We start from the raw sequence: 14,521 nt of genomic DNA, 5'->3' as shown, positions 1-14,521 counted from the left end.
TTTAAGGTTTGTTGGTTATACGTCCGCTTTTTTGCCCAATGTTCAAAATGAGTCATATTGACTTGATACCAGTGCTTAGTACCATCAAGATTGAGTGAAAAGCTGGTTTCATTGGGTAAATACATTTTGGTGCTAACCAAATCATAGGCTGGTGATAGCACAGGATTTACGCCATCTTTATAAATCACGCTCCAATTTTTGAGATGAGCATCACCGTTGGCAATTAAGATATTTACCAAGATTCGTCTGGCGAGCTGATTGACATCAGACAAACCATGTTCGCTGAACTAATACAGGATTTTGGCAAGACTGGCATAATTACCACCGTTATATTTTTCATGGGGGTATTTGACAAGAATTTGGGCAGAATCTTCGCTGTGTATGCATCTAACGCTACCATCGGCTAGGGTTTGCCTGTCAAATCGTTGTATGGCATAAGCCAGTGGTGGATTATATATATCTACCATTTCATGATTGAACATGGTAGTATCTGCAATGCCAGTAAGCGATGAGATGGGTGTAAGCTTGATTGGCGGGATTTCTATTTTTGCAAGCTCTGCCAGTCGCATCATGCTGTATTCATTTTCGGGGACAAAAGGGTGTGATTGCGATGGTGTCTTAACAATCCAGTTGCCAAGCGTGGATTTTTGACCAACCAAGGGTAGTGTAAACCGCTCGCCTGTGTGAGTCATCATCTGACGCATGGAGAATTTGGTCTGCACGCCCGCCAAAGAAAAAGGGTGAGATAGACCGCTGTCGTTAATGGGTGTGTCGTCATGACTGCCTGACTGTGGGGTCATGCCCACATCATCTTTGGTCAATCCTAGATGATGAATGATAAAGTTAGGTACTTGTTGCATATTGATTGGAATGGTGGTGATGGCTCCTGGTAGGTCTTGCCCTAAATGCTTTAATAATAAAAATTCATTTTTTGTGTGGCGTCATGGTTGCACTCTGGGTGTGTATTTTCACTGCTTGATTGTAGCTGTAAAATATATTCCCGTTATTTACAGCACCCAAGGTCGAATACTGTAAATGAACATACATAAAAACACAAGACTACCCCCACCACAGGGCAGTCATTTGGACAGCTTATCATAAACACAAGCGATCTGTTACTTTGCTGGCACTTGAGTATAAAGTATCAATAACTGTCATATACAAGTTAAACTACTTAAACCGCAAGCTAGCACCAACAATTGCTTTAAATAAGCAAGATTTGGCATTAAACCTTTACTTCTTATGAGTGGTTGGAGTTTTATTTTAAATAAAGCGCAAATAACTCTTGAGTTTCTTGCAAGTATATTTTGATTGTGAACAGGTTCTTGGGGTTCTAAGTTTAAAGAAAACCGTTATGGACAGACAAATTGCCATGAACGGTTTTCTTTTGGTGGGGTTTTTAGCTGCATCCAATCATTTTAAAACCGTCACAGGGTCAATGTAGACGCCGTTTTTAGCAATACGAAATTCTAGTAAAGTTGCCCCATTTGGTTGCTGTTTCATCTTGGCAATAGGGTCGCCCACACCGATTTTTTGCCCTTTGCGAACGCTGACATCCTTGACATGCAGGTAGCTGCTAACAAAGCCGTCGGGGTGTGAGATAGTAATAATGCCACTTGTACTAGCATTGTCAGCATGTACCACCGTCCCTGAACGGGCGGCACGAATCGGATCATTGTTTTTGCCAATAAACCACATGCCTTCGGCCTTGGTGTTGATGTCGTTGATGTTGCTAATTTCACCAAAGTGACGCACAACTTTACTATCTTTGCTGACAGGGTATTCAAATTGCATGACGCCCACACTGCCGACCATGGGGTTTTTAACGGTAATCACCTTGGTTGTGTTTGTATTGGTATTTGAGTGTATGGGGCTTTGTGTGATACTGGTACTTGTGCCAGCTTGGGCGGGGTTTGATGTCCCCCATAGGGTTAGCCACTGCCCGACACGGATGGTGTGATTACTGTCTAGGCGATTGATGCGACTAACTTCACGCCAGTTAAGACCATAGCGAGCGGCGATTTTTGAGACGGTATCACCACGTTGGACTTGGTAACGCTGGGGCACGCCTTGTTTGGCATGGTTGCCACCAGCAGGCGTGGTGCGAGTGTTATTATTTGGCTGATAGGTGGGTTTGTTGGCACACGCTGACAGGATTAACGCCGTTAAAAAGGCTACACCCATTCGAGTATGTGACAGTGTCATCCCTTTTGTAGTGAAAAAAGACAGATTAGCCATGGTTGTTACTCCTATCGTCTATGCCATTTACGGTAATAAGGCGTTCATCAATAAGGCGATATGCCACCAGTTTGCCACCCCACACACAGCCCCCGTCCAAAGCACGAACGTGGTCGGTGGCAATTTTTGCTTCTAGTGCTGCCCAATGCCCGAACAAAATCTTGCGTTTGCGTACCACTTTCCAATCAAACCAAGGACGATAACCCAAAGGCATGGTATCGCCAAGGCTTTCTTTGAATGAAAATTCAAGCGTGCCATGTTTGTTACACAGTCGCATGCGTGTCAGATAGTTGGCAATCAGTCGCAGGCGAGCATGACCTGTTAGCTTATCCGACCAAGGTTCGATGGCTTTGCTGTATAAATTAGGCAACAGCTTATCAAGCTCATCTAAATCACCACCAAAGGCTTGTTCTAATTCTTTGGCATAACCTTTGGCATTTTTGACCTTCCAATGGGGTGGTATGCCTGCATGGGTCAATACCGTTTTGTCGTTGGGATATACCAAAAATTGCTGATGACGTAGCCAGTTTAACAGCTCATCACAGTCGGGGGCGGTAAAAATCGGTGCGGTGTTGTCTTTGGGCTTGATGGGTAAAACACCCCGCCATGTGGCAATGAGTGTGATGTCATGATTGCCAAGCACGGTGGTCAATGCCCCAATGTCGGACAAACGCTTGACTTGTCTTAGGGTGTCTAGGGAATTTTCCCCACGAGCTACGATGTCGCCACACAGCCAGAGTTTGTCTTGGGTTTCGTCAAAATCTAGGGCAACAAGCAGTCGATTAAAGGCGTCAAAACAACCTTGTAAATCCCCAATGACGTATTCATGGCGATAAACTTTGGGTGCTACTACATTCATTATATCAGTTAAATAATAAAAAGTTTGGTTGATTGTAATAATTATTTGGGGTCAATTTTGGTTTTTTCAAAGGCGACATCAGACAGTTGCACAAAATCCGCCACGCTTAGTGTCTCAGGACGGGCTTGGGGATTGATGTCCGCTTTGGCAAAATCCTCATCGTCCAAAGTTGGTAACATACTCACACTTTTAAAAATCGCTCGTAAGGTTTTACGTCTGTGGTTAAAGGTCTCACGCACGACATCGGCAAAGAGTTTTTCATCTTGGGCTTGCAAGGGTTTGACCTTAAAAGGCGTTAGACGAAACACGGCAGAGGTTACCTTTGGTGGTGGGTTAAACGCCCCATTTGGCACGGTCAAAAGATAATTAGCGGTGCAATGATATTGCATGATGACCGACAGTCGCCCATACGCCTTGGTATTTGGCTCGGCAGTGATACGCTCAACGACTTCTTTTTGAAGCATAAAGTGCATGTCGGTGATGACATCGCTAAATTCTAACAAGCGAAATAAAATGGGCGTAGAGATGTTATAAGGCAGATTACCTACCACACGAAACGCCCCACGCCCCACCTGCTTGGCAAGCTCATGATAATCAATATGCATGGCGTTGTCATTAATGATGGTAAAATCAGGGTGGCTGTTCGATCCGATGTTGATTTTTAGGCCATTTGCCAAATCACGGTCAAGCTCGATGACTGTCATGCCATCCACTTCCGCCAGTAGTGGCTCGGTCAATGCCCCAAGCCCCGGTCCGATTTCTAGTAGGTTATCGGTGCGAGATAAGCGAACACTATCAACGATTTGGCGGATAATGCCTGTATCGTGTAAAAAGTTCTGCCCAAAGCGTTTTCTGGGGGCGTGATTAAATTCTTTTGGCGTGCGAATGGTCATGGTGTGTTTGTCTTAAAATTTAGCCAATTATAACATCCTTTGTCAAAAAATAAAAATTGGACGAACCAACCAGTCATTTTCATGATGGTAAGCTCGCCCAATGGGTAGATTATACTAACTTGAAAGGCTTTACAAGAACAAAGAGTATTCAAGTCTTTGCAGTCAGAAATAATTACTGTACAGGATTGATGATTTCAGGATTTACCGAGATGACTTTGTTTAGTTTCCATACAGGAACGACTTTGCCTGAGGCTTCATCATCAACTGCCGTTTGGCTGATGTTTAGCACATAGCGGTTACCTTCTTCAAAGCTAAATCCTTCGATGTTGCCACTTAGGACGTTATAGTTACGCTCGTGGGTACGGCGGTATTGTAGGCATTCGCTAGCAACAGCGTTACCTGCGGTGTCGATGAGCTGGCAAGTGGCTTTGCGTGGGGCGATTTCGATGTCAAAGCTTGGGATGTTAACTACTTTAACAGCTTTAACTTCGCCTTCTACAGTCTTGACACGGGTGTCGTCTAGTTGGGTGCTGGCACAGCCTGTTAAGGTCAAGGCGATGATTGATGATAGGGCGATGATTTTTTTCATGGGGGTATCCTTAATTTAATTTGGTGTTGATGCTAAATTTACAGCAGGGCAGTGATTGCCTGCAAATTTATTGTAGTCTTTTTTTATTGCCATATTCTTTGTGGACTGTAATAAAAAGTAATAAAGCGTTGGTTTTGGCTTATTTTTAGCCACATTCATTACAAAACATACACGCATTTTGTTTTTTTTAAATTATCTAAACATTTTCTCAAATTAAAATTTGCCAAAAATAAAAGCGACATGATGGAGTGGTATCAATACACGTTTACAAAAAAATAGCAATCGCTTAACAAGTTACGGATGATGATTTGTTATAATAGGGCGTGTTAAACCTTTATAACACATTTTAACATTTAGAAATTTCATAGAAATAAAATGGTGTTTTTGCATGAAAAATGGCTAAATCTTGTGACTCGAGGTCAAAAGCTCGTTTGATAGAATGACTATCAAACTTCACTTTTTCCTTGAAAAACGGGTGATTTTTTGTGATTTTCATTGCAAATACAAAAGGCAAGCATGCCCTAGCCATTCTTTTTGTTTGGCAGGTTTTCATATTTTTTAAAACCGTTATTCATTTCTCAACCATAGAGAACTAACATCAAAGATGGTTAAAACATCTTTTGTATTATTTTATAAAGAGACATTATGTGTTTACTTAACATCACCGCCCTAGTTCTAACTGCCTTGATTGGCGTGCAGGCTTCTGCCCATTCGACCACGGCGTCTTATTATGCCGATAAATTTAATGGTCGTAAAACTGCCAATGGCGAAGTATTTAGCAATAACGGCATGACTTGTGCGTCCAACCAATATAAGCTAGGCACTCATGTCAAAGTGACCAATGCCAAAACAGGCAAATCCATTACTTGTAAAGTCAATGACCGTATTGGTAAGGTGGGGCGTATTGACCTGACTAAAAATGCCTTTAAACAGCTTGCTCCATTGTCAGCGGGTTTGGTAAAAGTGACCGTTACCCCAGTGGATAAAGATGAAAAAGCAACTAAGGCAGATGATACCGTCATCGCCAAAGACAGCCTTGCCAAAGAAAAATTGGCACAAGATGAGCAAAAGTCAAGCGAAAACAATCAAGATGGCACGCTAAATCTGGCATTTGAACAAGACAAGTGATTAAATCGTTTGTAAAAACCACAAAATCCGTCATTTGGTGTCATGACGGATTTTTTTATGTGTTGCTTGATGTGAATAAATTATCAATTTTCTTAAATAAAATCAGTGGATTAAACGCTAAACCACCATTTTCCAGTCAAAAGGCATTTCATGATGTCCACGCAGTGCCATCATCAGGGTTTGCTTCATGTGTTGCAAGACTTTGGGCGTGTAGGCGATGGCAGGGCAACCCCAAACAGGGTTGGGCCAGCGAGCGTCATTTTGATAGCGGACGACATGATGAAAGTGTAATTGTGGCACTTGATTACCAAGGGCGGCGACGTTCATTTTGTCCGCACCAAAGATTTTTGCCATTTGGCTAGATACCCAGCTTGATTCACGTAAAAATTGTACTTGGTCAGCGTCAGATAACTCATAGATTTCTTTGATGTTTGAGACACGTGGCACCAAAATCAGCCAAGGAAATTGACAATCATTCATCAAACGCACGGTACACAGGGGCAGGTCGCCAACCAAAAAGGTGTCTTTGGCAAGGGTGGGATGTAATTGGAACATTGAGATAGCCTTTTTTAATTATGAATTTTAACAGGATATTGTAACATGATTTTGGCAAAAATTTTAAGGGCTTTGGCAAAATTTTGCAAGTTTTTGCTGATTTGAATTGATTTGATAAATTTTAAAAATTTGTTCAATTTAAGCTAGTTTTCCCCCTTGGTTATGTGTTAAACTAGATAGGAAAAACGCCAAAATTTGGCATTGGTTTAACTTTAAAAAAGGTGAAAGACATGGGTAAAAATGTTGTCGTGCTTGGCAGTCAGTGGGGCGATGAAGGCAAAGGCAAAATCGTGGATTTATTGACCGAAAAAGCAACAGCGGTGGCACGCTATCAAGGCGGACACAATGCAGGGCATACGCTGGTGGTCGGCGGCGAAAAGACCGTTTTGCACCTTATCCCATCAGGGATTTTGCGTGAAGGTGTAACGTGCTTTATCGGCAATGGCGTGGTGCTTGCGCCTGACGCTCTACTAAAAGAGATGAAAGGCTTGACCGACAAAGGCGTGCCTGTGCGTGAACGTCTGTGTATCTCGCCTGCTTGTCCGCTCATCATGCCCTATCACACCGCCCTTGACCAAGCCCGTGAGTTAAAGCGTGGCAACAGTAAAATCGGCACGACAGGGCGTGGCATCGGCCCTGCTTATGAAGACAAAGTGGCTCGCCGTGGCTTGCGTGTGGCTGATTTGTTCCGCAGTGATTTGGCGGATAAATTGGCAACTATCCTAGAATACCACAACTTTGCTTTGACCCAGTACTACAAAGCAGAAGCGATTGATTATGATGCCACCCTTGCTCTATGTCAAGAGTGGGCAAGCGAGCTAAAAGACTTGGTTGTGGACGTCACAGACGAGCTAGAAACACGCCGTCAGGCAGGCGAGAACTTGATGTTTGAAGGGGCCCAAGGCACCTTGCTTGACATTGACCACGGGACTTATCCGTTTGTAACGAGCTCAAATACCACCGCAGGGGGCGTGGCAACAGGCACAGGGCTTGGGCCTTTGTATTTTGATTATGTGCTTGGTATTACTAAGGCTTATACCACCCGTGTAGGGTCAGGGCCTTTCCCAACCGAGCTGTTTGATGATGTGGGTGAGCATTTAGGAACGGTGGGGCATGAGTTTGGAGCGACCACAGGGCGTGCCAGACGTTGTGGCTGGTTTGATGCAGTGGCACTTAGACGAGCGGTTGTACTAAGCTCCATGAGCGGTATTTGCCTAACCAAGCTTGACGTGCTAGACGGCCTTAGCGAGATTAAAATCGCCACTGATTATACCTTGCCAGAAGGCGAGATTCAGGGTGCGTATGATGCTGAGTATTATGCCAAAGTAACGCCTGTGTATGAGACATTGCAAGGCTGGAGTGAGTCTACAATCGGTATCACGAAGTTTGACGATTTGCCAGAGAATGCCAAAGTCTATATCAAGCGTATCGAAGAGCTTGTGGGCTGTCCTGTGGACATCATCTCAACAGGGGCGGACAGAGCCGAGACGATTGTGCTAAGAGACCCGTTTGATGCGTGATGTTTTTTAACATAAAAACCACTTATTTTTACAATAAGTGGTTTTTTGTTGTCATTATTTTGCCATAATCTTTAAAAAATTCTTGACTTTGGGGGTGAAAAATGATTATATTTAGTTGTCATTTGAATAAGTGGTAATTACGCAAGTTCAAATAACGCAATGCTAACGATAAGTTACTGTTTTTCACATAAGGACATACTCATGAATGCAAAATTTGTACCATCAGCACTGCTTGTCTCTCTTAGTCTGGCTTTATTTGGTTGTGGTGGCGATAAAGAGTCAACCCAAACATCAGCAGGCAATACATCTGTTGCTACAGGCGAACTTGCCGATACACAAGAAGTGACCATCAATAACGGTGCAGAGCCTGAGTCGCTAGACCCCCATAAAGTATCAGGCGTACCAGAATCTAACGTCATTCGTCAGCTATTGGTTGGTTTGACGTCAACCGATGCAAATGGTAACACTGTGCCTGGCATGGCAGAATCATGGGAGAGTGCTGATAATAAGGTATGGACATTTAAAATTCGTGATGCCAAGTGGTCAAATGGCGACCCTGTGACGGCTCAGGATTTTGTGTATAGTTTTCAGCGCCTGGTAAATCCCGAGACAGCATCGCCTTATGCCACTTATTTGGCGGCGGTCAAGGTGGTGAATGCCCAAGACATCGTAGACGGTAAGGCAAAACCTGATACACTGGGTGTCAAAGCCATTGATGATAAGACGCTTGAGGTCATCTTATCCGAGCCTGTACCTTATTTGCCTGACACGCTCATTCATACTTCTGTCAAGCCTGTCAACCAAAAAGCAGTAGAGCAACATGGCGACAAATGGACAGCAGTGGGTAACTATGTGGCGAATGGTGCTTACAACCTAAAAGATTGGCAAGTTAATGAACGCATCGTGCTAGAGCGTAATGTCAGTTATTATGACGACGCCAAGACCACCATCAATACAGTCACGCTACTGGCCATCCCGTCGGAGGTTACCGACGTGACTCGCTACAAAGCGGGCGAGGTAGATGTTACGGCAGATGCCCTGCCATCAGAGCAGTTCAAACAGCTCCAATCAGAGTTGGGCGAGCAGGTCAAGGTTCAGCCGAAGCTATGTACTTATTATTATGAGTTCAACCACACCAAAGCTCCATTTGATGACGTGCGTGTGCGTAAAGCGTTATCATTGGCACTAGACCGTGACATCATTACTGACAATATCTTGGCACAAGGTCAGACCGTGGCATATCAATTCACGCCAAATTCTATCGCAGGCATGAAAGATTATGAGCCTGAATGGAAGGCGTGGGACAAAGCCAAGCGTATTGAAGAAGCCAAAAAGTTACTGGGTGAAGCAGGTTATAATGAGTCCAATCCATTAAAATTCGAACTGCTGTATAATACATCAGAGGCACACAAAAAACTGGCGGTGGCAGCAGCGTCGTTTTGGAAAGATTCTTTGGGCTTTGTTGAAGTTAGCCTAAATAACCAAGAATGGAAAACCTACCTTGAAACTCGACGCACTCAAAAACATCAAGTTTCTCGTGGTGGGTGGTGTGCTGACTACAACGAAGCGTCAACTTTCCTAAATACATTCATCTCAACCGATTCGAGCAACTATGGTAAATACAACAGCCCAGAGTTTGACCGTTTGATGAGTAGTACATTAGGGGCGGATGTTACCGCAGAACAGCGTGCCGAGCTGTATCGTCAAGCCGAAGCGGTGCTAGATAAAGACAGTGCGACCATCTTTGTGTATCACTATGTATCACCCCGTTTGGTAAAACCATACGTCCTAGGCTATGCAGACAACGACCCGCAAAGTACATGGCAGGTCAAAGATTGGAAAATCGCCAAACACTAACACATCACAACAGCACAAATCGCCCTAGGGTGGTTTGTGTTTTGTTTATTATAGGAGAAATTATGTCCCATTTCATGTCTCAACCACGTTTTCGTCCTGCTGTGCTTAGCATGGCAGTCTTGTTTGGTTTGACAGCGTGTGGCGGTGATAAGCCAAGCTCGGCTCAAACCGATACTACCCAAACTGGCACCAATGCCCAAGCCACGGCTGAGCAAGCCATTACCATTAATAACGCCAGCGAGCCTGAGTCGCTTGACCCGCATGTCGCCAAAGGTGCACAAGAGGCGAACGTGATTCGTCAGTTTTCAGAAGGACTACTGACAACAGATAATGATGGTAATCTGGTGGCAGGCATGGCACAAAAGTGGGAGAGTGCTGACAATAAAGTATGGACATTTAGCTTGCGTGATGCCAAATGGTCAAATGGCGACCCTGTAACGGCTCATGATTTTGTATATAGTTTTCAACGTTTGGTTGACCCAAAAACAGGGTCATCGTATGCCAGTTATCTAGAAGATGCCAAAGTGGTCAATGCCAGTGAGGTTATCTTGGGCAGTAAGTCAACGGATGCATTGGGCGTACGAGCCATTGATGATAAGACCTTAGAGATTACTTTGTCAGAAGCGGTACCTTATTTGCCTGACATGATGATTCATACGTCTGTACAGCCTGTGCATAAGGCAACCGTGGAAGCTCATGGCGATAAATGGACAAATCCTAAAAATATCGTGGTCAATGGGGCATATAAGCCAACCGAATGGATAGTCAATGAAAAAATTGTCCTAGAGAAAAACCCATCTTATCATGACAGTGGCAATGTCAAGCTGGATAAGCTGACCATGCTACCCATTCCACAGGCAACCACAGACGTACAGCGTTATCAGGCGGGCGAGATTGACATTACCGCCAGTGAGTTGCCATCTGAGCAGTTTGCATCACTAAAACAAACCTTAGGCGATGAGGTCAAATCCGCCCCGACTTTATGTACTTATTTTTATGAATTAAATGTTGCCAATCCGCCTTTTGATAATATCAAGGTTCGCCGTGCTCTAAACTTAGCCACAGACAGAGAGTTGATTGCCAAGAAAGTCATGGGGCAAGGACAGGTACCTGCCTATCAATTTACCCCGCCTGCCATCAAAGGGGGATTAAAATACACCCCAGAATGGCAATCGTGGGACAGAGCCAAGCGTTTAGAGGAGGCTAAAAAGCTACTAGGTGAAGCAGGTTATAATGAATCTAACCCGTTGACCTTTAAGCTGTTGTATGACACCAACGAAAGCCACAAAAAAATCGCCGTGGCAATGGCAAGCCTGTGGAAAGAGTCCTTGGGTGTGAATGTAGAGCTTGTGAACGAAGAGTGGAAAAGCTACCTAGAAACCCGCCGTCTAGGCAAATACCAAATGGTGCGAGCCAGATGGTGTGGCGATTATAACGAATCATCAACGTTCCTAAACTTGATGAAATCAAATAGCACCAACAACTGGTCAGCCTATAAGAGTGCCGAATATGACGCCATCATGGCAAGTTCATTACAGGCAGGGCTTAGCGATGAAGAGCGAGTGAAAATCTATCATCAAGCCGAGAGTCTGCTGGACAAAGATGAGGTTCATATTGACATCTTTTATTATACCAATGCCCGTCTAGTCAAGCCTTATGTACAAGGGTATTCTAATAAAGACCCGCTTGACCAATGGCAAGCCAAATATTGGTCAGTGGTAAAATAGATCATTAACACCGCTGGAGCGGAATGCTTCAGCTTCATCATCATGGAGAACTAAGATGAAACTATCAACATTAAACCTAGCCATGCTTACCTTATGTGGAGCGGTTACTTTGACAGGGTGTGGGGGTGATAAGCCGTCCACCCAAGCAGGTAGTGCCAGCAGTATCAGTGCATCCAAGGACAGCATTACCATACCCAATGGAGCAGAACCTGAATCACTGGATCTGCATAAGACATCAGACGCAGGTTCGTTTGCCATCATGCGTCAGATGTTCGTAGGACTGGTCAGTGCTGATGAAAAAGGAGAGACCATACCTGCATTGGCAACCCAGTGGAGTAGTGATGATGGCAAAGTGTGGACATTTAAACTGCGTGATGCCAAATGGTCAGATGATAAGCCAATCACCGCCCATGATTTTGTGTATAGTTTTCAGCGTCTGACCGACCCAAAAACGGCTTCGCCATATTCTAGTTATCTTGTTGATGCCAAAGTGGTTAATGCAGGTCAAATTGCCGAAGGCAAGGCAGATGTGGAAGCCTTGGGTGTGAGGGCCATTGATGATAAAACCCTTGAAATTACACTAACTGACCCTGTGCCTTATTTGCCTGACTTATTGGTGTTGCCTGTGGCATACGCTGTACCAAAGCAAGCGATTGACGCTCATGGTGACAAATGGCTTGACCCTGCCAACATCGTGGTTAGTGGTGCGTATAAATTGACCGATTGGGTGGTTAATAGTCACATCACCGTAGAGCGAAATCCTGCCTATTTTGGCGAAGTGACGGGTAATATTAATAAAGCCACGTTCCTACCCATCACATCAGCCTCCACAGAAGTCAACCGCTATAAGGCAGGCGAGGTTGAGCTTGCCGCCATTCCATCGGAGCATTTGGCAAGCATCAAAAAGGAGTTGCCTGATGAGGTGCATTCTTCGCCAAAATTGTGTACTTTTTATTTAGAATATAATCATGCTAAAGCACCTTTTAATGACGTAAAAGCCCGTCAAGCCATTGCCATGGCGTTAGACCGTGAGACGATTGCTGAAAAAGTGTTAGGTCGTGGTGAGAAGGCAACTTATCAGTTTACCCCACCTGCCATTCACGGCATGGGCGAGGTCAGCCACGAGTGGATGAAACTTGACAAATCAGCACGAGTAGCACAAGCCAAAAAGCTCATCGAAGAGGCGGGTTTTTCAGCGAGCAAGCCTTTAAAGTTTGAACTGCTATATAGCACGAGCGAAACAGGCAAGCGTATCGCCACAGCCACATCATCCATGCTCAATGAATCATTTGGCGGTAGTGTCAATGTATCCATCATCAACCAAGAATGGAAAACCATGTTAGATACTCGCCGTCAAGGTAAGTTTGATACAGCATTTGCAGGATGGTGTGCCGACTATAACGAGCCATCAACCTTCCTAAATATCTTACGCTCGGGCAACAGTAACAATTCAGGTCAATACAAAAATACAGAATTTGACCGCCTGTTGGATTCAACCCTAAATGCAGGCACTAGTGATGATGAGCGTATGAAAATTTACCACAATGCCGAAGCGATTTTGGATAGGGATATGGCGATGGTGCCGATTTATACTGCCATCTCGGTTCGTCTCAAAAAGCCTTATCTGGAAGCAGAGTCACTAAATGACCCGAGCGGTAACTGGCAAATCAAGGACTGGACGTTAAAATAATTGGCGTTAATCACAGCACCTTGCAGTTGTTTGTAAGGTGCTGTTGTTTTTAAAAATTACGCCCTATGATTGATGCAAATTTTTTGCAATGAGATTTTTTTAATAAAAGTTTTAAATACTGATGTTTTATCAAAAATAATTAATAGGTGTATATAATGGCTTATGTTACAATAAACCACCGATTCTTTAGGGCATGCTTGCCTTTTGTATTTGCAATGAAAATCACGAAAAATCACCCGTTTTTCAAGAAAAAAGTGAAGTTTGATAGTCATTCTATCAAACAAGCTTTTGACCTCGAGTCACAAGATTTAGCCATTTTTCATGCAAAAACACCATTTTATTTCTATGAAATTTCTAAATGTTAAAATGTGTTATAAAGGGCGGGCACGCCCTAGATAAAACTCATCAGTAGAGGGAATGTTAGATGATGACAAATGTAAAAAGTAATGACAAAAGGACATAATACGTCATCGTTACATTTGTTAAACTGGCAGGATTTCTACGTTGCCATGGACTTGCAACAACAATAAGAGAGTGCTTATGTTTAAACTCATTTTTAAGCGTGTGTTAGAAGCCATTCCAACCATGCTCTTTTTGATTACCATTTCATTTTTTATGATGCGACTTGCCCCTGGTAGTCCTTTTACGGGCGAGCGTAATCTACCCCCTGCGGTACTTGCCAACATCGAGGCGAAATATCATTTAAATGACCCGATATGGCTTCAGTTTTTAAATTATCTAAAACAGCTTGCTCAAGGGGATTTTGGCCCATCTTTTAAGTACAAGGATTACACCATCAATGAACTGCTTGCCCAAGCCTTGCCTGTCTCGGTGGAGATTGGCTTGTATGCATTCATCATTGCGGTGGTGTTGGGGATTGGTCTTGGGGTTATCGCCGCCCTAAAACAAAACAGCTGGCTTGATTATGTGTTAATGACATTGGCGATGACGGGCGTGGTCATGCCAAGCTTTGTCAAAGCACCGCTACTTGTGCTGATTTTTGCGGTCATTTTAAAATGGTTTCCAGCAGGGGGCTGGAATGGTGGGGCATTCATGAATTTGGTGCTACCTGTGACAGCATTGGCGATAGGCTATGTGGCGAGTATCGCTCGTATCACAAGGGGGTCGATGATTGAAGTGATGAACAGCCCTTATATCCGCACCGCCAAGGCAAAAGGCTTGCCCTTGTCGCACATTGTCTTTAAACATGCCTTGCGTCCTGCCATGTTGCCCATCATCTCGTATTTAGGACCTGCTTTTGTGGGGATTGTCACAGGCTCTATCGTGATTGAGACGATTTTTGGTCTGCCCGGTATCGGTCAGCTGTTTGTGAACGGTGCGTTAAACCGTGATTATAGCCTTGTGCTGAGTTTGACGATTTTGGTGGGGGTATTGACAATCCTATTTAATGCCATTGTTGATATTTTGTATGCCGTGATTGACCCGAAAATTAAATACTAAAAGG

The 14,521-nt window shown here is 44.0% G+C and carries 11 protein-coding genes and 1 pseudogene; 6 read left to right on the top strand and 6 right to left on the bottom strand.

What is annotated here, in order from left to right; all coding sequences use genetic code 11:
* From B0182_RS14985 to B0182_RS11175, 5 genes and pseudogenes are all read right to left on the bottom strand, one after another.
* A pseudogene (locus B0182_RS14985) lies at nt 1-692 on the bottom strand (type II toxin-antitoxin system HipA family toxin); the annotation flags it as partial.
* Nucleotides 693-1,413: 721 nt separating this feature from the next.
* Nucleotides 1,414-2,205: a LysM peptidoglycan-binding domain-containing M23 family metallopeptidase gene (locus tag B0182_RS11190; RefSeq protein ID WP_078275019.1), complete on the bottom strand. Its 792-nt coding sequence runs from the start codon at nt 2,203-2,205 to the stop codon at nt 1,414-1,416.
* 25 nt (nt 2,206-2,230) lie between these two features.
* The gene (locus B0182_RS11185) at nt 2,231-3,097 is read right to left on the bottom strand and encodes a symmetrical bis(5'-nucleosyl)-tetraphosphatase (protein WP_078275013.1); all 867 of its coding nucleotides are present in this window, start codon (nt 3,095-3,097) and stop codon (nt 2,231-2,233) included.
* A gap of 41 nt (nt 3,098-3,138) precedes the next feature.
* Nucleotides 3,139-3,990 carry a 16S rRNA (adenine(1518)-N(6)/adenine(1519)-N(6))-dimethyltransferase RsmA gene (gene rsmA / locus B0182_RS11180; protein ID WP_078275012.1) on the bottom strand — a complete coding sequence of 284 codons (852 nt, stop codon included), beginning with the start codon at nt 3,988-3,990 and terminating at the stop codon, nt 3,139-3,141.
* Nucleotides 3,991-4,162: 172 nt separating this feature from the next.
* On the bottom strand, nt 4,163-4,579 hold the full coding sequence (locus tag B0182_RS11175; RefSeq protein WP_078275011.1) for a DUF4377 domain-containing protein: 417 nt from the start codon (nt 4,577-4,579) through the stop codon (nt 4,163-4,165).
* A gap of 645 nt (nt 4,580-5,224) precedes the next feature.
* Between B0182_RS11175 and B0182_RS11165 the strand changes: the two genes are divergently transcribed.
* Nucleotides 5,225-5,707, top strand: a complete 483-nt coding sequence (locus B0182_RS11165) for a septal ring lytic transglycosylase RlpA family protein (protein WP_078275009.1) — start codon at nt 5,225-5,227, stop codon at nt 5,705-5,707.
* A gap of 117 nt (nt 5,708-5,824) precedes the next feature.
* Here B0182_RS11165 and B0182_RS11160 read toward each other — a convergent pair whose 3' ends face one another.
* Nucleotides 5,825-6,262: an HIT domain-containing protein gene (locus B0182_RS11160; protein WP_078275008.1), complete on the bottom strand. Its 438-nt coding sequence runs from the start codon at nt 6,260-6,262 to the stop codon at nt 5,825-5,827.
* Between the two features lie 230 nt (nt 6,263-6,492).
* Here B0182_RS11160 and B0182_RS11155 point away from each other — a divergent pair, with 230 nt between their 5' ends.
* The 5 genes from B0182_RS11155 to oppB all read left to right on the top strand — a co-directional run bounded on the left by B0182_RS11155 (nt 6,493) and on the right by oppB (nt 14,517).
* Nucleotides 6,493-7,782, top strand: coding sequence for an adenylosuccinate synthase (locus tag B0182_RS11155; RefSeq protein ID WP_078275007.1), 1,290 nt, complete (start codon nt 6,493-6,495; stop codon nt 7,780-7,782).
* Between the two features lie 201 nt (nt 7,783-7,983).
* Nucleotides 7,984-9,639, top strand: a complete 1,656-nt coding sequence (locus B0182_RS11150) for an ABC transporter substrate-binding protein (protein ID WP_078275006.1) — start codon at nt 7,984-7,986, stop codon at nt 9,637-9,639.
* 62 nt (nt 9,640-9,701) lie between these two features.
* Nucleotides 9,702-11,366 carry an ABC transporter substrate-binding protein gene (locus B0182_RS11145; protein WP_208624094.1) on the top strand — a complete coding sequence of 555 codons (1,665 nt, stop codon included), beginning with the start codon at nt 9,702-9,704 and terminating at the stop codon, nt 11,364-11,366.
* Between the two features lie 55 nt (nt 11,367-11,421).
* Nucleotides 11,422-13,056, top strand: a complete 1,635-nt coding sequence (locus B0182_RS11140; protein WP_078275005.1) for a peptide ABC transporter substrate-binding protein — start codon at nt 11,422-11,424, stop codon at nt 13,054-13,056.
* A 540-nt stretch (nt 13,057-13,596) separates the two neighbouring features.
* Nucleotides 13,597-14,517, top strand: a complete 921-nt coding sequence (oppB, locus tag B0182_RS11130) for an oligopeptide ABC transporter permease OppB (RefSeq protein ID WP_078275003.1) — start codon at nt 13,597-13,599, stop codon at nt 14,515-14,517.
* Nucleotides 14,518-14,521: the final 4 nt, after the last annotated feature.

Origin of the sequence: Moraxella bovis, from assembly GCF_002014975.1 — a bacterium.
GTDB classification, from domain to species: Bacteria; Pseudomonadota; Gammaproteobacteria; order Pseudomonadales; family Moraxellaceae; genus Moraxella; species Moraxella bovis.
The sequence above is the reverse complement of the archived record's forward strand: the minus strand, read 5'-3'. Positions and strand labels throughout refer to the sequence as shown.

Coding starts and splice junctions, on each gene's coding strand:
- B0182_RS11190 (WP_078275019.1), bottom strand. CDS start 2,205: ATGACACTGTCACATACTCGAATGGGTGTAGCCTTTTTAACGGCGTTA.
- B0182_RS11185 (WP_078275013.1), bottom strand. CDS start 3,097: ATGAATGTAGTAGCACCCAAAGTTTATCGCCATGAATACGTCATTGGG.
- rsmA (WP_078275012.1), bottom strand. CDS start 3,990: ATGACCATTCGCACGCCAAAAGAATTTAATCACGCCCCCAGAAAACGC.
- B0182_RS11175 (WP_078275011.1), bottom strand. CDS start 4,579: ATGAAAAAAATCATCGCCCTATCATCAATCATCGCCTTGACCTTAACA.
- B0182_RS11165 (WP_078275009.1), top strand. CDS start 5,225: ATGTGTTTACTTAACATCACCGCCCTAGTTCTAACTGCCTTGATTGGC.
- B0182_RS11160 (WP_078275008.1), bottom strand. CDS start 6,262: ATGTTCCAATTACATCCCACCCTTGCCAAAGACACCTTTTTGGTTGGC.
- B0182_RS11155 (WP_078275007.1), top strand. CDS start 6,493: ATGGGTAAAAATGTTGTCGTGCTTGGCAGTCAGTGGGGCGATGAAGGC.
- B0182_RS11150 (WP_078275006.1), top strand. CDS start 7,984: ATGAATGCAAAATTTGTACCATCAGCACTGCTTGTCTCTCTTAGTCTG.
- B0182_RS11145 (WP_208624094.1), top strand. CDS start 9,702: ATGTCCCATTTCATGTCTCAACCACGTTTTCGTCCTGCTGTGCTTAGC.
- B0182_RS11140 (WP_078275005.1), top strand. CDS start 11,422: ATGAAACTATCAACATTAAACCTAGCCATGCTTACCTTATGTGGAGCG.
- oppB (WP_078275003.1), top strand. CDS start 13,597: ATGTTTAAACTCATTTTTAAGCGTGTGTTAGAAGCCATTCCAACCATG.